This window comes from Agrobacterium sp. T29 (assembly GCF_006970545.1).
Classification (GTDB): Bacteria; Pseudomonadota; Alphaproteobacteria; order Rhizobiales; family Rhizobiaceae; genus Agrobacterium; species Agrobacterium leguminum.
In genome coordinates, this window is the sequence record NZ_CP040641.1 from 315,630 (window position 1) to 337,603 (window position 21,974).

At 58.3% G+C, this 21,974-nt stretch carries 17 protein-coding genes; 8 read left to right on the forward strand and 9 right to left on the reverse strand.

Translation table 11 applies throughout. The features are described from left to right. Positions 1 to 8: 8 nt before the first annotated feature. Genes FGF54_RS16420 through FGF54_RS16430 form a run of 3 tightly spaced genes read right to left on the reverse strand, consistent with a single transcriptional unit; the run spans position 9 to position 3,950 of the window. Positions 9 to 1,946, reverse strand: coding sequence for a glycosyltransferase family 2 protein (locus tag FGF54_RS16420; RefSeq protein ID WP_142780442.1), 1,938 nt, complete (start codon positions 1,944 to 1,946; stop codon positions 9 to 11). Beyond that, a complete protein-coding gene (gene galE, locus FGF54_RS16425; protein WP_142780443.1) occupies positions 1,943 to 2,926 on the reverse strand; it encodes a UDP-glucose 4-epimerase GalE in 984 nt (327 codons plus the stop codon). Before galE ends, FGF54_RS16420 begins: the two co-directional genes overlap by 4 nt. 1 nt (position 2,927) lies before the next feature. Then, a complete protein-coding gene (locus FGF54_RS16430) occupies positions 2,928 to 3,950 on the reverse strand; it encodes a UDP-glucuronic acid decarboxylase family protein (RefSeq protein WP_142780444.1) in 1,023 nt (340 codons plus the stop codon). A 393-nt stretch (positions 3,951 to 4,343) separates the two neighbouring features. Between FGF54_RS16430 and FGF54_RS16435 the strand changes: the two genes are divergently transcribed. Further along, positions 4,344 to 4,694, forward strand: coding sequence for a hypothetical protein (locus FGF54_RS16435; protein WP_142780445.1), 351 nt, complete (start codon positions 4,344 to 4,346; stop codon positions 4,692 to 4,694). A 59-nt stretch (positions 4,695 to 4,753) separates the two neighbouring features. Here FGF54_RS16435 and FGF54_RS16440 read toward each other — a convergent pair whose 3' ends face one another. Continuing rightward, entirely contained in the window at positions 4,754 to 5,527 is a 774-nt protein-coding gene (locus FGF54_RS16440) for a helix-turn-helix transcriptional regulator (protein WP_142780446.1), read from the reverse strand. 231 nt (positions 5,528 to 5,758) lie between these two features. Continuing rightward, positions 5,759 to 6,043 (reverse strand): hypothetical protein, encoded by a 285-nt coding sequence (locus FGF54_RS16445; RefSeq protein ID WP_142780447.1) that lies wholly within the window; start codon positions 6,041 to 6,043, stop codon positions 5,759 to 5,761. A gap of 396 nt (positions 6,044 to 6,439) precedes the next feature. Here FGF54_RS16445 and FGF54_RS16450 point away from each other — a divergent pair, with 396 nt between their 5' ends. The 5 genes from FGF54_RS16450 to FGF54_RS16470 all read left to right on the forward strand — a co-directional run bounded on the left by FGF54_RS16450 (position 6,440) and on the right by FGF54_RS16470 (position 13,809). Further along, positions 6,440 to 7,405 (forward strand): fibrinogen-binding protein, encoded by a 966-nt coding sequence (locus tag FGF54_RS16450; RefSeq protein ID WP_142780448.1) that lies wholly within the window; start codon positions 6,440 to 6,442, stop codon positions 7,403 to 7,405. A gap of 152 nt (positions 7,406 to 7,557) precedes the next feature. Further along, positions 7,558 to 9,576: a hypothetical protein gene (locus tag FGF54_RS16455; protein WP_142780449.1), complete on the forward strand. Its 2,019-nt coding sequence runs from the start codon at positions 7,558 to 7,560 to the stop codon at positions 9,574 to 9,576. 81 nt (positions 9,577 to 9,657) lie between these two features. After that, complete coding sequence (locus FGF54_RS16460; RefSeq protein ID WP_065656285.1) at positions 9,658 to 11,862, forward strand: type I secretion system permease/ATPase; 2,205 nt, start codon at positions 9,658 to 9,660, stop codon at positions 11,860 to 11,862. Positions 11,863 to 11,870: 8 nt separating this feature from the next. Beyond that, a complete protein-coding gene (locus FGF54_RS16465; RefSeq protein ID WP_142780450.1) occupies positions 11,871 to 13,229 on the forward strand; it encodes an HlyD family type I secretion periplasmic adaptor subunit in 1,359 nt (452 codons plus the stop codon). Positions 13,230 to 13,314: 85 nt separating this feature from the next. Further along, entirely contained in the window at positions 13,315 to 13,809 is a 495-nt protein-coding gene (locus FGF54_RS16470; protein ID WP_035262271.1) for a hypothetical protein, read from the forward strand. A 79-nt stretch (positions 13,810 to 13,888) separates the two neighbouring features. Here the strand turns inward: FGF54_RS16470 and FGF54_RS16475 are convergent, their stop codons facing one another. From FGF54_RS16475 to FGF54_RS16495, 4 genes are all read right to left on the reverse strand, one after another. Beyond that, positions 13,889 to 15,199, reverse strand: a complete 1,311-nt coding sequence (locus FGF54_RS16475) for an O-antigen ligase (RefSeq protein ID WP_142780451.1) — start codon at positions 15,197 to 15,199, stop codon at positions 13,889 to 13,891. A 7-nt stretch (positions 15,200 to 15,206) separates the two neighbouring features. Beyond that, positions 15,207 to 16,463 (reverse strand): polysaccharide biosynthesis/export family protein, encoded by a 1,257-nt coding sequence (locus tag FGF54_RS16480; protein ID WP_065656288.1) that lies wholly within the window; start codon positions 16,461 to 16,463, stop codon positions 15,207 to 15,209. A 194-nt stretch (positions 16,464 to 16,657) separates the two neighbouring features. Beyond that, a complete protein-coding gene (locus tag FGF54_RS16485) occupies positions 16,658 to 17,338 on the reverse strand; it encodes a sugar transferase (protein WP_003523803.1) in 681 nt (226 codons plus the stop codon). Positions 17,339 to 17,957: 619 nt separating this feature from the next. Next, the gene (locus tag FGF54_RS16495; RefSeq protein ID WP_003523802.1) at positions 17,958 to 18,506 is read right to left on the reverse strand and encodes a cupin domain-containing protein; all 549 of its coding nucleotides are present in this window, start codon (positions 18,504 to 18,506) and stop codon (positions 17,958 to 17,960) included. 145 nt (positions 18,507 to 18,651) lie between these two features. Here FGF54_RS16495 and FGF54_RS16500 point away from each other — a divergent pair, with 145 nt between their 5' ends. Beyond that, positions 18,652 to 19,986 carry an aspartate aminotransferase family protein gene (locus FGF54_RS16500; protein WP_059758580.1) on the forward strand — a complete coding sequence of 445 codons (1,335 nt, stop codon included), beginning with the start codon at positions 18,652 to 18,654 and terminating at the stop codon, positions 19,984 to 19,986. 143 nt (positions 19,987 to 20,129) lie between these two features. Next, on the forward strand, positions 20,130 to 21,950 hold the full coding sequence (locus tag FGF54_RS16505) for a HAMP domain-containing methyl-accepting chemotaxis protein (protein ID WP_142780453.1): 1,821 nt from the start codon (positions 20,130 to 20,132) through the stop codon (positions 21,948 to 21,950). Positions 21,951 to 21,974: the final 24 nt, after the last annotated feature.

The following is a 21,974-nucleotide window of genomic DNA, read 5'->3' on the forward strand; positions in this document are numbered from 1 at the left end:
CTCCTCCTTCATTGTCCGACCCTATTGTCGGCCAGCATGATCTCTCCGGTCGCCACCGCCGGCGGCGGCGCCACGATGGGTTCCGCCTGCATTTCCTGCGGTCCGCGCAGTCCCGGTACGGTAATGCGCAGTTTCAGACGCACCGATCTCGCACCTTCCACGCCCGCCCCGGCGACCGTGAACCGCGTTTCGGTAAAACTGACATAGGACTGCCCGTGCGACAGGGCCTCCAGCCCGCCGATCGCATGGGAGCTGAGCTGTACGGCACTGCCCGCCACCAGCAGCAACGAACAGGCGGCGGCGGTCGCTCCCCCGCGCAATGCCGGCAGCTTTGGCAAGCCGTTTTCCATCGCATGGCGGATGAGCAGAAATACCGAAAGGCCCGCATAGATCGCCACATTGATGGCGGCGAAGACGAAGAAGCCCTCCGCCCCGTTTTCTCGCGGCGCCAGAACCATGGCCACGAGGCTGAGCGCCGCCAGAAGAATGTAGGGTGCCACGACCCTCAGCGGCAGCGGCGGTTTTGCCTGCGTGCCCTTGGGGGTGATGCGGAAATCGACGAAATCGCCACGGATCGTGTCCCGTATCGCCGCCAGCACGCCCATCAGCGACCAGGGCCAGCGCAGGAACAGAAATACCATGGACTCCCAGCTGAAGAGCTTCGCATCATGCGGACGGAACGCACCCGTTGCCCGCCAGAAGAAGGCAAACACGATCATGATCAGCGAAACCGGCAGGAAATGCGCCAGAAACGCCGGATAGGATGCGTTGACCAGCACGTCGCCGCGCATCAGCGCAACGGCGGGAAGCACGAACATCAGCGCCATGAAGCCGGAAAACAGCGGATACCAGAGCTGCGAAAACAGGAACTGGAACTTCAGCCGCGGCGACAGCTTCGGCACGTAGTGCCTTGAATATTGCAACAGAATGGTCATCAGGCTGCGCGACCACTGGAATTCCTGCACGATGAGATCGGCAAAGGTCACCGGCCCGTCGCCATGAGCGATGGCGTTGACGGCGTGAACACCGCGCCAGCCGCCAGCATTCATAAGAAGCGTGGTGGAATGATCCTCGGCAAGCTCCGGCCCAAGGCCGCCGACCTCCCGCAAGGCTTTCGTGCGCACGGCATAATGAGAACCGATGCAGAGCGGCGCCCAGCCATTATTGTAACCCAGTTGCAGCGCGCCATGCAGGCTCGCCTCGGCGTAAAGCCTGCCGCGCGCGGCCCAGCTTTCACCGGCATTGGCGTCGCAGATGCTCGGGGCCGAAACATATCCAACCTTCGGATCGGCAAAGGGACGGACGATCTCGCGCAGATAGTCCGGTTCCGGCACATGATCCGCATCGAACTGGGCGACGAAATCATAACGCTCGTAACCGTAGTGATCGTAGAAATAAGCGAGATTGCCTTCCTTGCAGCGTGTGCGCCGCGGCCAGGTCTTGCGATGATACTCCGCAACACCCTGTCGGGTGGAAACGAAAACGCCGTGCGCACCACACCATTTCAGCGTTTCCGCATCCGGTGCCTCGTCGGCAAGCCAGACGTCGAATTCGAGGCCCTTCTGTTCGAGCATCGCCAGCAGCGTCTTCTGCACCACCGCGAAAGGTTCCGACGGCGCCTTGGTGACGACCATCGCCACCCTGCCCCGTGGCAGAGGGGAGCGCCGGTCGACAACCTTCGCGTTCAGAAAGATGAAGATGAAATAGGATGGCAGAAGCGTGATCCACGCGAGCGTTATCGTCACGACGGTATAATAGGGCCAGTCGATGACGCGATCGCGATCGAGCCACCAGATCCAGAAATAGGCGAGCGTCACCAGCCAGCCGCCAATGCCGAGAAGATAGGCCGTGCGGTTCCAGCCGGCAAAGACCGGCAGCATTCGCAAGTCACTGGCGACTGCAACCGCACTGGCCGATGGAACGGAAGGGGTGGAATGGGCTTTCATGACCGCACCTCCAGTCCGAAACCGGGACCTGCCGTCCGGATGATGGTGTCGATATCCGAGCGCTTCGGGATAAAGCCGAGCGTCTCTTCAGCACGTTTGATATCCGCAAACAGGGCTGGCGGATCGCCGGCGCGCCTTGCGCCGAAATGGACCGGAACTTCCTGCCCCGTTACGCGGTGGATCGCCCGGATGATATCGCCGACCGATGTACCGTGACCGGAACCGAGATTGACGCGCAGCGTCTCTCCGCCCTCGGCAAGATAATTGACGGCAGCCACATGGGCATCGGCCAGATCGCTGACATGGATGTAATCGCGAATGCAGGTGCCGTCGCTGGTGTCGTAATCCGCCCCGAAGACATCCAGTTGCGGCAGCCTTGCGGCCGCAGCCATCAGCGCCCGCGGGATCAGATGGGTTTCAGGCTCATGGCGCTCGTAAAGCTCACCGTCCGGGTCGGCCCCGGCGGCATTGAAATAACGCAGCGCCACGAAACGCAGACCGTAGGCGGCGGCATAGTCATCCAGCGCCATTTCGAAGATCAGCTTCGTGCGCCCGTAAGGGTTGACCGGCATTTGCGCCGTTTCCTCGCGGATGGGCAATTGCGGCGGCACGCCATAGGTGGCACAGCTGGAAGAAAACACCAGCCCGCTGATATTCTGGTCGAGACAGGCATCCAGCAGCGCAAGACTGCCGCCGACATTGTTGCGGTAATATTTGCGCGGATCCTCGACGGACTCACCGACATAGGCGTTGGCGGCGCAGTGTATGACGAAGGCCGGCGAGAACTCCCTGAGCGTGGCTTTCAAAAGGCCACGATCCAGAATGTCGCCCTCGATGAAGGGACCCCAGCGAACCGAATCCGCGTGACCCGTCGAGAGATTGTCGTAAGCGATGGGCTTGAAGCCGGATTGGGCCAGCGCCTTGCAGATGTGGCTGCCTATGAATCCGGCCCCGCCCGTGACGAGGATTGTGCGGGGCATCTCATACGGCCTCCGCCACGGTTTTGCCGGCCAGCAATGCATCGAAATAGACGATGGTTTTTTCCAGGCCGATTTCGAGCGGCACGCGCGGCTGCCATCTCAACAGTTCCTTTGCCCGAGAAATATCGGGGCGGCGCTGCTGCGGATCGTCGATCGCGGCGGGCAGATGCACGATGCGCGAACGGGAACCCGTCATGCGGATGACGATATCGGCGAGCTGCCGCACCGGAATTTCGCTCGGGTTGCCGAGATTGATCGGCCCGGTGCAATCCTTCGGCTTGGCCGAGAAGCGCAGGAAACCGTCGATCAGGTCATCGACATAGCAGAAGGAACGGGTCTGGCTGCCATCGCCGTAAATGGTGATGTCGGCGCCTTTCAGAGCCTGGACGATGAAGTTCGAAACCACACGTCCGTCATCGGGTCGCATGCGCGGCCCATAGGTGTTGAAGATGCGTCCCACCTTGATATCGACACCGAAGCTACGGTGATAATCGAAAAACAGCGTTTCGGCGCTGCGTTTCCCTTCATCGTAACAAGCTCGCGGCCCGATTGTATTTACATTGCCGAAATAGGTTTCCGGCTGCGGATTGACGAGCGGATCGCCGTAGACTTCCGATGTCGATGATTGCACTACGGTCGCACCGCATCTGCGCGCCACTTCCAGCACATTGACCGCACCCAGGACATTGGTGAGCAGCGTGCCGACAGGGTCGCGCTGATAGTCTGGCGGAGATGCCGGCGAGGCGAAGTTGAAGATCAGCGAGACATCGATGTCATAGGGCTTGCGCACATCGTGCTCGACCAGCAAAAACCGCTTATTTTCAAGCAAATGCGCCACATTCGCGACGCGTCCGGTCGAAAGATCGTCGAGACAGACCACCTCATGACCGCAGCTCAGCAAACGCTGGCAAAGATGAGAGCCGAGAAATCCGGCGCCGCCATTGACGAGAACGCGTTGGCCAGGTCTCCATTCGGAGTAGATGGTGACGCCGTTGTCATGCTCGTTGGGAACGAAATTACGCATTACACACTCCTCCCCATGAGGAATCAGCACGGCTGATTCAACTAAGCTGGATCAAACTCCCGATTGTACGATATCTTGAATATCATCCTCCGGTTTTTACTTCTTCTGGAGGCTTAATATTTCGATCGGATAAATTTCAACTTTCATGATAGGCGCAGCAGAAAACAGGTCAACTTCATTTTATCAAAATATTACAATTGATTACCCAAAATTACTCAAAATAGCCCCTTGATTTAATACTTTTTAACTATGCCTCTATTATGCCTTTCTTATTGAGCATTAGCGCAAGCTTCGCTCAACCAGTCGGGGCTATCCTGGTTTTGTAAGGCTCGGTCCACCGGGAACAAAACCGCCCGGCGAGATGCGACAGACAGTCGATTTCAGGGGACACACATGACGAATGAAATGCCTTATTCCCATAGCGGCAAAGCAGCCCGCCATTGTCGCTTCGCGCTTGTTGCCGCAGCACTTGTAACTTTCACCTTCGCGACGGCTTCATGCTCCGTGGTCGAAGACGCCGTTCTCATCAAGACCGCGTCGGCCAATACCGCCACGACCAAGAGCCGGGTCGTTCCGGCGAAGGCGTCCTACGGTTATCAAAAAACCGGCAACGCGGCCGTTACGCTTGTTGCCGATGCCTCGGGCACACCCGCGGTATCGTGGCAGTCCTACTCGGGCTCCTCTCCCTATATCTGCTCACCGAGCGGATTCGGGCAGAAATCCCGCTGCTTCCTGAGGCCCTGAGCCTCCTGGAGAAATACCGGAGGGAACTGGCGTCCGGACGGCTCTAGCCGCCCTGACGCTCAGTTCTTCCAGCCGCCGGAGAAGGTCGTGTCTTCATCTTTGTTGAAGAAGCGCGACGCCGCCTCCGTGCGGTTGCGCACGTTCATTTTCTTATAGATATTGCGAACGTGAACCTTGACGGTGTTCTCGGACAGATGCAGCCGATCAGCGATGATCTTGTTTTGCGTTCCCTTGCAAAGCAGGTCGAGGATTTGCACCTCGCGTGTCGTCAGCGCCGCCACGTCGCTCCTGTTTGCGGCAAGGGCATCGGCGCGGTTGGCGATCACGGCATTGCTTTGAACGCTCTTGCTGTTGACGGAAGGCGAATAGGGCGTGAGCTTGCCGAGAAGAGCAGCAGGAAAATGTTCCCCGCCCTTCATGAGCAGATCGACGGCCGCCATGAACACATCGAGCCTGAGGTTGAGCGGCAGCACGCCATCGATGACGCGCATTCCCACCAGCCTTTTCAGCGGCTCCTCGAATTTATCGATGGTTTCGACGACGAGCGCGATCGGCGCATCGGGATGTTTTTCCCGAACCTCCGAAAGAACGGCATGAAGACGATCCCCCGACATCCGGTAAGGCAAAACCAGCCGTACATTGTTACCGTAGTCGTCCTCGATGCCCGCCGACGATCTTACGCTCACCACCGCGAATGTGGGGAACTTTTTGCCCAGCGCCTCCATGAGGCACTCGGAAAACAGGTCCGGATCCGCTATGACCAATAAAGTTCCATTTATAGGAGCAACGGCGTTTTTTTGTTTTGCCGCATAATCTGACGTTCCCATGAACATTGACGCCTCCCTCAAGCGCTTACGCATTACTTTCTTTTGGTTGTGCAGTCTGTTGTCCGCCGGCTATCTTTCCCCTGAATACTTGGGGGCGATTCTCCGCTTTAGACCATGTCAACTATCATTAATTACCCGTTAATTAACACACGCTAATACGAAAAGCTGTGTAAATAAATGGCCCAAACGGGTTATTTTTTACAATTGACATACAAAATAGGTTACGCCGAGATAGAATCATTCATTCTGCAACCGCTGCAAAAACAAACACATCGGAAAAGCTTTCGCTGCGGTTTTGCCTTCCGGGAAAATATAACTTTTAGTTGATATCCCTTTACATAGCTCGCCGGCGAAGCACGCTGCAGCCTGTTCCTTTTCGGGATAAAGACCTTTCTCCACCGAAATAGACCATGTTTCTCGAAAAAGCCGCCTTGCCCTGGCGAAGCGGCGTTTTTTTGAGGCCAAACCGGCGAAACGACCCGCCGGACAACCGCCTGCGACATATATATTCGGGTAAAGCACCGATAGGTTTAGCCCGAATTGATATCTAGGAAGCGCAATTTTTCTGCGGCACAGTCTGATCGTCGCTGGAAACAACGACCGATGGAAAGACACCTCCGGCCTTGACGTGTGTTTGAAAACGCCGGTCCCTTTTCAAGAAACATGCAAGCAAAAAGACGAAGCCACCGCGCTCCCCATTGGAGCGAGGAACGGATTTGTGCGCCGTTTTACCGAGTAGCGCACAAGGGCTGAACGAAAAGAGCCAGATCACGGGCCACTACCGAACCGCAGATGATGCGTACCGAGTGCATCTGCAAAACATCAATCTTCATGCGACCCGGGGCAAGCGCGAAAAAATCCCGTTTGAGATGAGAGGGATTTCGAAAGCTGCTCCGAGCTTTTTCGGAGGAAATCGAAATGGGTTACGATCATAAGGCATCCGGCAGCGACGACGACATCACCAAGATCGGCGCGCTTTCCGACGGTTTCGCCAACACGGCGACCAATGACGCCAAGGTGGAAGACAGCAATGTCGGCACCGCAAACGGTGAAAACCGCAACAACGACAACAGCGACAACAGCACCAATGTGGATGTTGACGCCAAGATCGATGTTGAAGCCAATAACGGTGACAATCGCGACAACGACTATGACTGGAGCTATGACAGCAAGTCCTATAGCGACAACGACACGACCACCAAGACCAGCACCGAAACCAACACCGATATCAAGGTCGACTACGACTGGAGCTATGAAAGCAAGTCGTACAGCGACAACGACACCAATGTGAAAACGATCACGGATACGGACACAAAGACGTCCAACTATTCCGACAACGACACCTCCACCAAGACCACGACGACCTCCGACAGCTTCAACTCCGCTGACAGTTTCTACAAGTCGGATGACGACTTCGGCAACATCACGGGCGTCAAGGATGTCGGCAATCTCGGCATCGCCGGCGGAGACCTCACCTTCAACCTGGGTGACGACTTCTCCTTCACTCTCGATGTCGACAATATCCTCAACGGTTCGCTTAACGGCGAAGGCAACGACACCGGCTTCAGCATGGTGCAGGCCAACCACCTGGCAGACCAGGATGAGGCCTACGACATCAAGATGCAGAATGGCGGTGCGGAAAACCACCTGAGCGCCAATGCCGGTGACGCCTTCGGCGCCGAAGGCATCGACGGCAAGGGATGGGACCTCAAGGCCGGCGACGACGCAGCAGGTACCAGCACTGCGGATGCATCGGCAATCCTTGCAAATTCCGGCTTCCATCTGGAACTGGTGCAGGGCGCCAACATGCTCTCCAACGCAGTTGATGTCACGATCACAGGCGGTAACTCGCATGTGTCTGATGTCGGTGAGGATCACTCCTGATAACCACCTCTTGACGAAAAGAGCTGCACCGGCACCCGCCGGTGCAGTTCGCGGTTGAAGGACCGGGGTTGCGTAAAACGAAGCACCGCCTCCAGGACGTGTGCCCTCCGCAGCCTTAAGGCTCTGCCGCGATGATCAGGGAGGGACCTCCAATGCATATCGACAAGATTTCGGACATGATTGCGCATTTCATCGGCCTGTTCGACACGGTGATCGAGGAAGCGCGTCTGAGAACCAACTACAGCGAAGGCCCGGCGCATTCCGATCCGGACCGTTTGCCGGACGATGAAGCAGCAAAGCTGCTCGACAAGAACTATGACGTTCCGCTCAAGGACTACGATCCCGGCGTCAACTACCGCGCCGGCTATTATGATTTCGATTATCTGCAGCCACATTTCGCGCGCATGGTCGAACACGACATGCAGCGGCTCGCAGATGCCATCCCTGTCGATATTTCCGGCGTCAATTTCCGTTTTCCCGGCCGTCTTTCCTTTGAGGAGGAATATGAGCTGGTGGTTCACACCGGTCCCGGTTCGGTCATCGCGCATGTGGCGCAGGTCAATATTCTTCAGGACGACGACTATCTGAACATGACGGACGGCCCCTATGTGTGGCGCGACACCAGCTTCGTCACAGAGCGCACCGTCGAGTTCTACAATGAAGCGTCCGTCTTCACGCCTTTCGCCGGTTTCCAGCGCACCGACAGTTACGACGCCCTGCAAGCGCTCGCCAAATCCGCGCACGACTATATCGATCATGCCCGCGAAAACGACGTGACGGCGCTCGGCACCGGTGCGGATCAGGATTTCGTTCTGGCCGGCAATGACATCCACGGGCTTTACATCAATGGCTCGATAGCCAGCGAAAAGCCGATGCTCGACGACTACATGCCCGATCGCGGTATCGCCAAGCCGGCGGAAGAGCCGGAAAAGAGCGATGTTTCGCTGCATGAGGACAGCCCTGCCGGCAACAGCCTCGACGTCGCCGCAGGCGCCAATGTCGTCGCCAACATCGCCACCCTGGTCAATACCGGCGTCATGACGTCGGTAACCGCCGTCATGGGCGACTATCACCAGATCGACGCGATCACCCAGGCCTATATCTATAGCGACCGGGACGAGATCGACTCCGTTTTCACACGGTCGGAAGATCAGGCGGCGACAGTAGCCTTCAATATCGCCAGCTTCGAGCGCAGCGTCTATCCGGGCGCGGAAAACACGGAGAACAGCAGCCAGGAAAACGGCGAACCGCCGATATTTCCGACCGCCTGGCGCGTCAGCGTGCTGGAAGGCGACGTTTCCTTCGTCCACTGGATCGAGCAATACCAGTTCGTCAGCGACAACGACACGATGACGATAACGACCTCGGGCGCCACCGTCAGCCTGCTGACCGGCGGCAACGCCGCCCTCAACATTGCGAATTTCCTCGGCATCGGCATGCAATACGATCTGATCATCGTCGGCGGCAATGTGCTGGACATGAACATCATCAGCCAGATCGCCGTGCTCTACGACAATGACTGGGCGCGCGCCAATCCCGATGCGCCGGAAGGCGCCACCATCCAGTCCGGCAACAACCTGCTGTGGAACGACGCCGCCATTCACAATGTCGGCAGCAACGACCGTTTCGAAACCATGCCGGACTATATGAACCAGACGGTGAACGCCATCAACGAGCGCGATCCCAACATGCCGGATGCGCTTGCCCATGACGTCAATTTCGCCGGCTATGAGGGTCTGAACGTCCTCTATATCACCGGCAATCTCTACGATGTCAGCATCATCAAACAGGTGAGCGTGCTGGGCGATTCCGACGATGTGACGCAGGCCGCGGCCAAGGTTCTCGAAAATAACGAGGGCGCCACCATTCATATCGATACCGGCAGCAACGCCGTGGTCAATCTGGCGCAGATCGTCGACTACGACAGCTTCGGCTCCACCACCTATGTCGCCGGCGGCGTTTATTCCGATGCCATACTGATACAGGGCGGCATCATCGAAAACGACACCTCGCAACCCCAGCAAGGCCAACTGGCGAACGAGGTCATCGCTTTTCTTCACGACGATCCCGCCACCATCGAAAACGAATCCAATGGCGTCATCAATGCCGGTCACGACCTTTCATGGTCGAACGGGCATTCGGCCGACGTCATGCAGGCGGTGACCGCGTAGATTTGGCTGGCGGGGCGATAACCGCGTCCCGTCACGGCCGAACCGCAAACACCGTGAGATCACCGAGGGGACAGATATAAAATGGATCATATTTCTAGAAAAACCATTGCCGACGGACGCTCGCTGGACTTGCCGCTGGATCAGGACGCGGAAGACAGCAAACTGACGGACGCCTGTATTTCAGCAATCAATGAAGCCGTCGAAAACCTGCGCCAATTATCCGGCGCGGAACAGACGGCAAAAGAAGTTTCCACTCCTGCACAGACCGCCTCCCCACAAGTTCTCTCCCAACCGCATGCAAAAACGGAGCAGGCGGAACAGTTGCGGGATGTTCCCGCAGAAAGGCCGGCGCCGCAACGGGACCGGCAACCCGCCTCCCCGCCGGAACCGCAGGCCAAGATCGACAATGCCGACCTGCCTTTCGTCAAGACCATCGACAATAATGACGGACCGATCCGTGAAAACGAACGCCGGCCGGTGACGGGCGGCGGCGGCAAGGAGCCGACGGACAATGGTGGCGGCGGCGGTGGTGGCGGCGGCGGTGGAAGCCAGAGCGGTTTTCACAAACGCAGCGAGCCGATCAATTTCGCCGCAAGCCTTGCCAAGGGCATCGCCGCCGTGCGGCGTAACATGGTGGTGGTGATGCTGTTCACGGTCGCCATCAACGTTCTGCTGCTCGCCATCCCGCTTTATCTGTTCCAGATTTCCGACCGGGTGCTGACCAGCCGCTCGATGGATACGCTGGTGATGCTGACGGTCGCCGTCCTTGGCGCGGTTCTGCTGCAGGCCTTCATGGACGCCATTCGCCGCTTCATCCTGATGCGCACGGCCGTCGAACTCGAGGTACAGCTTGGCGCGCCGATCCTGTCCGCCGCCGCCCGCGCTTCCCTGCATGGCAGCGGCAAGGACTACCAGACCTTGCAGGATCTCCAGCAATTGCGCTCCTTCCTCACCTCCGGCACGCTCATCGCCTTTCTCGATGCGCCGCTGATGCCGCTCTTCATCGTGGTGGTCTATCTCGTCCATCCACATCTCGGCATCATCATCATGGTCTGCTGCGCCGTGCTGTTCGGCATCGCCTGGCTGAACCAGCGCTTCACCGCAAGACAGTTCTCCGAGGCTTCCGGTTATTTGAGCCGCGCCAACTTTCACCTCGATTCCATGTCGCGCAACTCGCAGATCATCAATGCGCTCGCCATGATCCCCGAAGCGGTGAAGATGTGGGGCCGCGAAACCGCCGGTTCGCTGAAATCGCATGTGGCGGCGCAGGATCGCAACATCATGTTCTCCGGCGTCTCCAAGGCGGCGCGCATGATTACCCAGGTGGCGCTGCTCGGCTGGGGCGCGCATCTGTCGCTATCCGGCGAACTGACCGGCGGCATGGTGATTGCAGCCTCCATCATTTCCGGCCGCGCACTGGCGCCCATCGAAGGCGCGATAGAAGGCTGGCACCAGTTCAATAAATCTGCCGCCTCCTATGGCCGCATCAAGCAGCTTCTCATCAATTCGCCACTCAATTTCCCCCGCCTGCGCCTACCCAATCCGGAGGGACGTCTCGATGTGGAGCGCATCCTCTTCGTGCCGCCGCCGCAGAAGAAGGTGATTTTGAACGGCATTTCCTTTTCACTGAAAAAGGGAGAGTCGCTCGCCATCATCGGTAATTCTGGTTCCGGCAAAACCACGCTCGGCAAGATGCTGGTCGGCTCCATTCTACCGACGTCAGGCAATGTGCGCCTCGATCTCATGGATCTGCGCAACTGGGACCAGCGACAATTCGGTGAAAGCATCGGTTATCTGCCGCAGGACGTGCAGCTTTTCCCCGGCACCATCAAGGCCAATATCTGCCGCATGCGCGACGATATCGAGGACCGGCAGATTTATGAGGCGGCGGTGCTGGCCGATGTGCACGAGCTGATTGCCGGTTTCCCGCAGGGTTATGAAACCGTGGTCGCTGCCGATGGCGCACCGCTTTCCGGCGGCCAGAAACAGCGCATCGCACTTGCCCGCGCCTTTTTCGGCGATCCGAAATTCGTGGTGCTGGACGAGCCCAACTCCAATCTGGATACGCAGGGCGAACAGGCGCTGGCCAAGGCGCTGCTGCATGCCAAAAGACAGGGCATCACTACCGTCACCATCACCCAGCGGCCGGCACTGCTTCAATGCGTCGACAAGATCATGGTGCTGAAGGACGGATCGGTCGCCATGTTCGGCGAAAGAATGGACGTGCTGAAGGCGCTTTCCGGCAATGGCCGCCAAGCCAACCAGTCCCCGCAGATCGAGGGTTGAGGATCGTCATGTTCAAGAAGAAAAACGCCATTGCCGAAATCAAACCCCAGGGCCAGCTGGAATGGTATAGCGAAGTGCCGCGCTCGATCCGCCTGCACAGTTCGATCGGTCTTGCCGTGCTGCTCGCCTCCTTCGGCGGTTTCGGATTCTGGGCCGGCACTGCGCCGCTCTCCTCCGCCATCATCGCCCAGGGTAGTTTCGTCGCCACCGGCAACAACAAGGTGGTCCAGCATCTGGAAGGCGGCATCATCAAGGAAATGATGGTCAGCGAAGGCGACACGGTCAAGGAAGGCGACGTTCTTCTGACGCTGGACAAGACGACGGCGCTTGCCAACGAACGCATGCTGCAGTTGCGACGGCTTCGCCTCGAAACCATCGTGGTGCGCCTGCGCGCCGAGGCTCAGGGCGCAAAAAGCTTCAAGGTGCCGGATATCGTCATGAAGGAAGCCGGCGATCCGGATATCAATTCCATCATCCAGAGCCAGAACATCGTGTTCCACAGCAAGCTCATCAAGCTTGAGGAACAGATGAACCTGATCGACAAGAATATCCGGTCGCTGGAGTTCCGCTATGCGGGCTATGACGGCCAAAAACAGTCCTTCGACCGGCAATTGGCGCTTTTGACGCAGGAGCGCGACTCCAAGGAACGGCTCGCCAAGGACGGCGTCATCCGCAAGACCGACATGCTGGCGCTGGAACGCGCGATTGCCGACGCTATGGGCGATATCGCCCGGCTGAGCGGCGAAATGAACCAGAGCGAGGCGGAAATCGCCAAGTTCCGGCAGGAAGCGGTCATTGCCGTCAACGCCAACAAGCAGGCGGCGCTCGATGCGCTGGAAACCGCCGAATCCGATCTCGACAGCGTGCGCGAACAGGTGCGTGGCGCCGCCGAAGTGCTGGAACGTACCGTCATCCGCTCCCCCGTCAACGGAACCGTGGTGCGCGCCTATTACCACACGCCGGGCGGTGTCATCACCACCGGCAAGCCGATCATGGAAATCCTGCCCGCTCATGTGCCCCTTATTCTGGAGGCGCAGGTGCTCAGAACCTCCATCGACCAGCTGCATGAGGGCCAGACCGCCGCGATCCGCCTGTCCGCGCTCAACCGCCGCACCACACCGGTTCTGAACGGCAAGGTCTTTTACGTTTCAGCCGACAGCATCGAGGAAAATGCCGGCCTTCAGGTCAAGGACGTCTATATCGTGCGGGTGCAGATACCCGACGAGGAAATCGCCAAGGTTCACAATTTCCACCCCGTGCCCGGCATGCCGGCCGACGTGCTGATCCAGACTTCGGAGCGTACTTTCTTCGAATATCTGACCAAGCCGATCTCCGACAGCATGTCCCGTGCTTTCAAGGAAAGATGAAGAAATATCAGTAACCTACACTGTCTTTTCCGCAGCGGTCGGCATATAATATCCAAATATGTTTCGTCGGGGCGGGAGAAGCAGCATGGCGGCGATGTCGGATGTATTGCTGCTGGTCGGCAGGCTGAATTACGTGTGGACCAACACGGAAAGCCTGATGATCTATCTGATCGTTCATCTCCTGAAAGTGGAAAAGGAAGCGGCCATCGTCGTGTTCCTGACGCTCAACACCACGCGGGCGCGCATGGATCTGATCGAGCGCCTGGCGAAGCTTCCTTCCACCGATGCGAAGGACCGCAAGACCATCCTCTCCATCATGGCGCGGCTGAAGAAGGAAGCGAAGACGCGCAACAAATACAATCACTGCATCTATTCCTTCGACGAAAAAGGCGAAATCGCCAGCACGCAGCTCATGCGGCTGGTGGAGGATGACAGCCAGGTGCGCTACGGCAAGGTGGAGCGCATGGACGAGAAGGAAATCGGGCAGCTCGAAAAATCGATCGCCGACATCGTGGAGGTCAGCAAGGACATGTGGAGTTTCATCCATGCCAGTCCGCATGTCTCTGCGGATTATCTTTAGAACCACCTCGCCTTCGTCATTCCGGCCTTGAGCCGGAATTCAGCCGACGCGGCTTCGCGCGCGGCGAAGATGGTTTCTTTCAGCCCAAGGACTTGGGCTGGCTGGATTCCGGCTCAAGGCCGGAATGACGGAGAGAGAAGCCGCCACGAACTCCAGTTAGGTGAACGCTGCCCTCCGCAGCCCTTGCCGGGAGGCACAGTTTACCGGCCGCGAAGTAAAGCAGGAACGAGCCGATCTGGTAGGGGAAGATGATGTCGATCTCCACGAAGGAACGCACGACAAACAGGGCGCAGATCGCAAACAGGATGACGCCCTGCGGATCGCTCTTGCGCATCAGCACCGAGCGCAGATGCCCGAGCAACGTTCCGTAAAGCACCATGCCAAGCAGCAGCATGCCGACAAAGCCGTTTTCCACCACGGTTTCGATATAGGTATTATGGAAATGGAAGCCGCTGCGGCCGGTAATGAAGAAATCGTTCCACAACCGTTCGGCATCGGGAAAACCCGCGACCCAGAACCCCTGATAACCGACGCCGAGGATCGGCGTCTGTTTCGCCGCCTCGATGCCCTGCTGCCAGAGGTAAGTTCGGCCGGTCAGCGTCGAATCCTTGCCGAAAATGCCGAGAATTGCGTCCAGCAGGCCGAATTGCAGGGATGCGACAGCCAGCAATGCGCCGAGACCACCGAGCACAAAAAACGTCATTTTTCGGTTCGCCGGCGAAAGCATGCCGATGGGAATGAAACCGATGATGAGCGCGACCACCGCCGCCGTGGTAATAGTGGATGTGGCCGATTGGGACGCAAGGAGGCTATAGGCCGACAGGAGCCCGGTGACGCCGGCAATCGGCAACCAGATGCCCCTTTGCTTGAGCACCAGCACCGATGCGGCGGCAAAAATGACGCCGAGCGAGGCATAAAAGCCGAGCTGGTTCTTGGAAGAGAAAGCGCCGACGAAACTGTAGGTGCCATCCAGCGCATCGAAGAGATAAATGCCGAATAGCAGCGAATAGAGCAGAACGACGGCGATGCCGATCAGCGCACCGCGCGTCAGCGTCCGGATCGAGATCACCCGCATCGCGATCAGCGCGCAGACGATATGCGTCATATACTGGATGGAGGCGCGCATGGTCACCGACGCCGCTTCCGACCAGAAGCTGGACAGAACCGTCAAGATGCCGAAGGCGAATATCCAGAGATAGCGCGGATAATTGCCGAGCACGCGCCGGTAATCGACCACCACCAGCGGCAGCCACATGCCATAATAGGCCAGAACCGAGATTTGCCCGAAACGCGACGAGTAAGCGAAGACGAAGAATGACAGCGCAACCGCTGCCATTCCATAAATCTCATTGCGTTTGGGATCGATCAGCGCCGATTTGGCGATCCGCATTGAAACCTCACTGCATCAGGATTTCAGACGAGACCTTGATGACATCGCCGGGCTGGAGCATGGCGTTTTCATCCACCTTCAGCTCCTTCGGCTTGCCGTTTTCCTCACGCACCACGACGTAGCTGATCGTCGCTGATTTGCCCGAGGGATCGAAACGGATCGCCTCGGCCGATTGCGCCAGCGCTTCCGACATCAATTCGCGGCTGGTGGTCAGTTGCAGATTAAGCTTGTCCAGTTCGGCTTCCGTGTCCTGCAATTCCTTGGAGCGCTGCGCCACCCAGTCGTTACGCAGGTTGATCTCGTCCTGGGTCGCCTTGTTGATATCCTGTTTGGCGCGCAGCGACTGCGTATCGATATCGAGCAGGTTGGATTCCACTTCGGCCGCGCGTTCTTCCGCGGAAATACGCCGCTGCGACAACGCGAGCCCTTGCTCGTTCAGCCGGTTGACCCGGTCGCGGTCCTCGTTGGCAAGCTGGAGCTGACGATTCTGCGTCTCTGATTTCTTCTTCAGGGATTCGACTTCGCTCTGCAGAAGGGCATGCAGGTCCGTCAGCGCCTTGAGCTGCAGGGTGTAACGTTCGGTGCGCGATTTCATCAGCGCGCTTTCGCTGGCCAGCAGCACGTCGATCTCGCCGATCTTTTCCATTTCAGGCGTCTTGGCGATGGTCGCGTCACCCTTGACCTCGGCGACCAGCCGCGCCTGACGGGCGAGCAGCCTTGCACGCTGGTTGTCATAGACGGCGGCGTCACCGCGGGCATTGATGAAGTCGCGGGCAAAACGCTGCCCGGCATCCGAGCGCCGCAGGCCGCCGGCAAGGCTGACGGCCTTCAGCACCGTGAGATTGGCGGCATAGGGATATTCGCCCGGCGTCTGCACGTCGCCGCTCAAGAAGATCGGTCGGAACTGTGCGATCTCGACGGAGGCGGAAGGCAGGTTGCGAAGGGCGAACTTGCTCTGAAGCTGGGCTCCGATCTCTTCGCTGACCTCCGATGGGGTCTTGCCCGCAACATCCAGCTGACCGATGAAAGGCAGGGACAGCGCCCCCGACGGACCGACGGAATAATCGCCGTTGATCACATCCCAGTTGCGGATGCTGCCATCCGCCGGCTGCCATTCGGCAACGCGGATACGCAGCTTGTCAGCGGTACCGAGCTTATATTGAGCGCCATCCGCAGCCATGGCGGAGAGCGGCGCGGCAAGGGCGACGGAAGCGGCAAATACGAAGGCCACAAACGGGCGGCGGGCGGCAGACAAGCCGTTCATCGGGAAACTCCCTGTTAGCGGATCGCCACACGGGCGATCCGGCCGTCGCGCAACTGGGCAAGGCCGGCTGCACAGCGCCGCGAAAAGCGGCCGGTATGATTAGCACCAATGACGCACCCAAAGACCGGACTTGGGATCCCGGTCGGGGTGCGTGTCGAAACGAAGATCGATAAAGCCGAACTCAATATCGGTTTTCAGTAGCTTCCGCGTGAAAGGCACACGGCGGGAATGGTCTTGACGATGATGAAGACATCCTGCCGCATCGACCAGTTCTGCACATAGTGCGTGTCGAAAGCGACGCGGGTCTTGTAGGATACGTCGTTGCGGCCGCTGATCTGCCACAGGCCGGTCAGGCCAGGGCGGGTGCTGAGATAATAAGCAGCAGCGCTTTCATAGTAGCTCAGTTCCTCATCGACGACCGGGCGTGGGCCAACCACGCTCATTTCGCCGCGAATGATGTTAAGGAGCTGCGGCAGTTCGTCGAGCGAGAGCTTGCGCAGCACGGCGCCGACAGCCGTAACACGCGGATCGTTCTTGAGCTTGCGGGTGGCGCGCCATTCTTCGGCGGCTTCCGGATTGGCGGCAAGATATTGCCGCAGAATCTCATCGCCGTTCATCGCCATCGTCCTGAACTTCAGGCAATGGAAATAGCGGCCATTATGTCCCACACGCCGGTGGCCATAAAAGATCGGGCCTGGATCGGACAATTTCACCAGCGCGGCGATCAACAGGAATATCGGGCTGAAGATGAGCAGCGCAAGCGCAGCCGATGTCATATCGAAGCTGCGTTTTGCGATGCCCCCGATAGGGAAACTGACATCGAAGTCTTCGGAGCTGCTGAGTGTCTGTTCAGCCGATTGGGTCGCGGACTTCATAGAGAGAACTCCATTTATGTTTTGCGATTGGTCGGTGCCCGGAGGCGCGTCTTTCCGTCTAAAAGAGATAACAAGTCTGTGTTCGGAATTTGATGCTAATGGATTTTTTGTAAGGCACATTGGCCATAACCGTCTATGCGATTTCTTGCGCGAGCGGCCGATCAACGTCCGGGCAATATTAACGGTTGCATAAAAAAGCAACAAATGTGCCGAGGGCCATGTGTTGAGAGCATGGGTACCGCCCCGGCATGTATTGGGTTTTGTGCCAGCGACAGTCTTTTCTTATGTGTTTCTTATGACTTGGCGAGATGAGACAGGAACGTTAAGAACAGCCACGTCTGTAACAGAATATAAAAATTTTTTGCATCGCAGCAAGATTGTGGCAATGCATATAAAATTTGACATATCCGTAGGGATTTTTTTGCCTGACATTGCCAGGCCGCCAAGAAAAAGCGATGGAAAAATTGCTAAAAGGGCGCAAACACGGCAAAAGAGTGGCAAGAAACTGCATTCTAGTCATGGCAGCCACGCAAAATTGCCGTAGCTGCCGGCCATTTTTTACCGAATTGCCCGGACTTGACCGTTCCAAGAGCGTTACGAGACGCAAAAACCGCTGGAATCAGAAGGTTGGCGGTGTGCAGGCGCTGATGACCTCACAGGGCACGGGACCGACGCAACGGAAACGATGCGGCCTGCGGCTTTCGAAATAATAGGCATCGCCCGGCCCGAGCACCCGTCTCTCCTCATCGACCGTCACTTCCAGCCGTCCGGAGAGGATGATTCCTCCTTCCTCGCCATCGTGAACCAGCGGCACCTTGCCGGTATCGGCGCCCGGCTGGTAACATTCCTTGAGGATTTGCAGGCTGCGGCCGAAAACATTCTCGCCCACCTGCCGGAAGGAGATCGGCCCCTTGCCGATTTCAACCAGCTCGTCCGCCCGGTAAAAAGCCTTGCGGCTCGTCTCCGGCTCGAAAGCGAAAAACTCCGCAAGGCCGATCGGTATGCCGTCAAGAATGCGTTTCAACGCGCCGACGGAAGGGTTCGAGGTGTTGGATTCGATCAGAGAAATCGTCGAATTGGTGACACCGGCACGCCTTGCCAGTTCCCGCTGGGAAATATTGTGGCGCAGCCGCAAATGGCGCAAACGCCCGCCTATATCCACCGACATGCCTGAGCCCCCGTTGCCCTTGTTCGAAATATCGAAAACCCGTGTTCAGGCCTATAGCATTTTCAATGGCTTGGCCACAGAGAGAAAAGGGCTTGTTCAGTCGCGAAAATAGCATTCAATCACCGGTAACGAACAGGAGAACACCATGGACAACCCGAGCCGATCCAATTCCACCTCGCTTGACAGCTACTGGATGCCGTTTACCGCCAACCGGCAGTTCAAGGCCAATCCCCGCCTGCTGACGAGCGCCGAAGGCATGTATTACACCAGCAATGACGGTCGCCAGGTTCTCGACGGCACGGCTGGCCTTTGGTGCGTCAATGCCGGCCACGGCCGCCAGCAGATCGCGTCAGCCGTCAAGCACCAGCTTTCGACGATGGATTACGCACCCTCCTTCCAGATGGGCCACCCGGTTGCCTTTGAATTCGCCGAGCGGCTGGCGGAGATTGCGCCCGGCCCGGAAGGTGCGAAACTGGACCGTGTCTTCTACACCGGCTCCGGATCGGAATCGGTCGATACGGCGCTGAAGATCGCCATCGCCTATCAGCGCGCCATCGGCCAGGGCACCCGCAGCCGCTTGATCGGTCGTGAGCGCGGTTATCATGGCGTCGGTTTCGGCGGCATCTCCGTGGGCGGCCTCGTCAACAACCGTCGCGTTTTCCCGCAAATCCCGGCAGACCACCTGCGTCATACCCATGATCCGGCGAAGAACAGCTTCGTGAAGGGCCAGCCCGAGCACGGCGCCGAGCTTGCGGACGATCTGGAACGTCTGGTCGCCCTGCATGGCGCGGAAACCATCGCCGCCTGCATCGTCGAACCGGTCGCCGGCTCCACCGGCGTGCTGGTGCCGCCGAAGGGTTATCTGGAGCGCCTGCGCGCCATCTGCGACAAGCACGGCATCCTCTTGATCTTCGATGAGGTCATCACCGGTTTCGGCCGCATGGGCTCCACCTTCGCCACCAACTATTTCGGCGTTACGCCCGATATCGTCACCACCGCCAAGGGACTGACCAACGGCGCGATCCCGATGGGTGCGGTCTTCACCAGCCGCAAGGTGCACGATGCGCTGATGCATGGGCCGGAAAACCAGATCGAACTGTTCCACGGCTATACCTATTCCGGCCACCCGGTCGCCTGCGCCGCCGGTATCGCGACGCTCGACATCTATCGCGATGAGGGCCTTTTCACCCGCGCGGCCGAATTGCAGGATGTCTGGCACGACGCCATCCATTCCCTGAAGGGCCTGCCGAATGTCATCGATATCCGCACCATCGGCTTCATCGCCGGCATCGAGCTGCAATCGCGCGACGGTGCTGCTGGCGCACGCGCCTATGATGTCTTCGTGGATTGCTTCGAGCGCGGCCTGCTTATTCGCGTTACCGGCGACATCATCGCCCTTTCGCCGCCGCTGATCGCCGAAAAATCCCATTTCGACGATATCGTCTCGATCCTCGGCGATGCGCTGAAGCGCGCGCAGTAAAAGTACAAATTACTAATATAGAAAGGGCTGCAACACAAAATGCAGCCTTTTTTGCATTTATCGAGCCTTCAGCGAAAATAGAACATTTATTAAGCATGTTCTATTATGTTCCTAAAGTATAACAATTGCGTGGGAACGCTCATATGGCCTCGATTCAAAAAAAGATAATATTGGCAAGCATTGCAATCTTTTCCATCACCGGCAGCGCCGCGGGTGTCGGCATATGGGCGGCGGAGACGCTCAACCGTAACAGCGAATATGTGGCGCTTTCGGCGGACGTGCTTCGCAACCACATGCAGGCGGACATGATGCATGACGCGCTGCGGTCAGACGTGCTTGCCGCCATTCTTTCCGCCGACGCCAGAATGGACCTCGACCTCAAGGCCGTTAAGGCCGATCTTACCGAACACGAAGCCAGTTTTCGCGAAGTGATCGAGGCAAACAAGTCACTGTCATCAGGCACGAATGTCAAAGCCGTCATAGACGGGGTCGAAAAGCCGCTTCTCGCTTATATGGATGCCGCCAACGCGGTGGTCGGACTTGCCGACTCCAGCCCCGAAGAGGCCATCAAGCTGATGCCGGAATTCATGCGGCAATTCTCCGCGCTTGAAAAAGCGATGGAAGCGGCGGGCGACCAGATTCAGGCGCTCTCCGACGCCGCATCGGCCGAAAGTGAAAAGACCAAGGCGGCAATCAACCTCGCCTTGCAGGGACTTCTGGTTCTGGCAGCGCTTTTCTCCACCGGGCTTTTTCTGCTCACCCGCAAATCGATCATCCGTCCCATCCTGCAACTGTCGAAAAATATGGAGACCCTGGCGGGCGGCGATACATCACAGCCGCCCTCGGGCACCGACCGCAATGACGAGATCGGATCCATGTCCAGCGCCGTCGAAATTTTCCGGCAGGCGGCAATCGCCAACCGGGCGCTAGAGGAGCAGGCAGCGGCGGCCCGCAGACAGGCGGAAGCCGATCAGGAAGCAACGCGGCGGCAGGCGGAAGAAGACGCTTCGGAAAGGCTGCGCATCGCAACCTCCGGCCTTGCGGCCGGTCTCAAGCGGCTCGCCTCCGGTGATCTGGCCTTCCAGTTGAATGACGCCTTCGCCCCACAATTCGAGGCCCTGCGTCATGATTTCAACACTTCGGTCCGGCAATTGGCCGAGACCCTTTTTGCCATTTCCGACGGGATAGGCACAATCGACGGCAGCAGTCGGGAAATCGCCGCAGGTGCCGGCGATCTTTCCCGCCGCACGGAAAATCAAGCCGCTTCCCTTGAGCAGACGGCAGCGGCGCTCGATGAAATCACCGTCAATGTCTCGAATGCCAACAAGCGCGCCGCAGAAGCGCGGCTCGCTGCCACCGATGCCAACCATAGCGCCCTGAAATCGGTGGAGGTGGTAAGCCATGCCGAGGAAGCGATGCGCCGTATCGAGGCCTCGTCGCGGCAGATCACCGGCATCATCGGCGTCATTGACGAAATCGCCTTCCAGACCAATCTTCTGGCGCTGAATGCCGGGGTTGAGGCTGCCCGCGCCGGCGAGAGCGGCAAGGGCTTTGCGGTTGTTGCACAGGAGGTGCGCGATCTCGCCCAGCGCTCGGCAAAGGCCGCAAGCGAAATCCGTGACCATATCCGGCAATCGTCCGTGGAGGTCGAGAGCGGCGTGAAGCTGGTTCTCGATACCGGCACAGCACTGAAGGATATCAGTGAACGTATCGCCGGCATCGACCGCCATATGAATGCCATCGCCACATCGGCCACCGAGCAATCAACCGGTCTGTCCGAAATCAACGCGGCGGTGAACTCCATGGATCACGCTACCCAGCAAAATGCGGCCATGGTGGAGCAATCCACCGCCGCGTCAGCAACGCTTGCCTCGGAAACAGCAAAGTTGCGTGCCCTGGTGTCGCGCTTCCGCCTGGAAATGGAAACGGCCGGCAGTCAGGATCAGCCACGCCAAGTAGCTTGATGTCTGCGACGAGGCGCGGATATC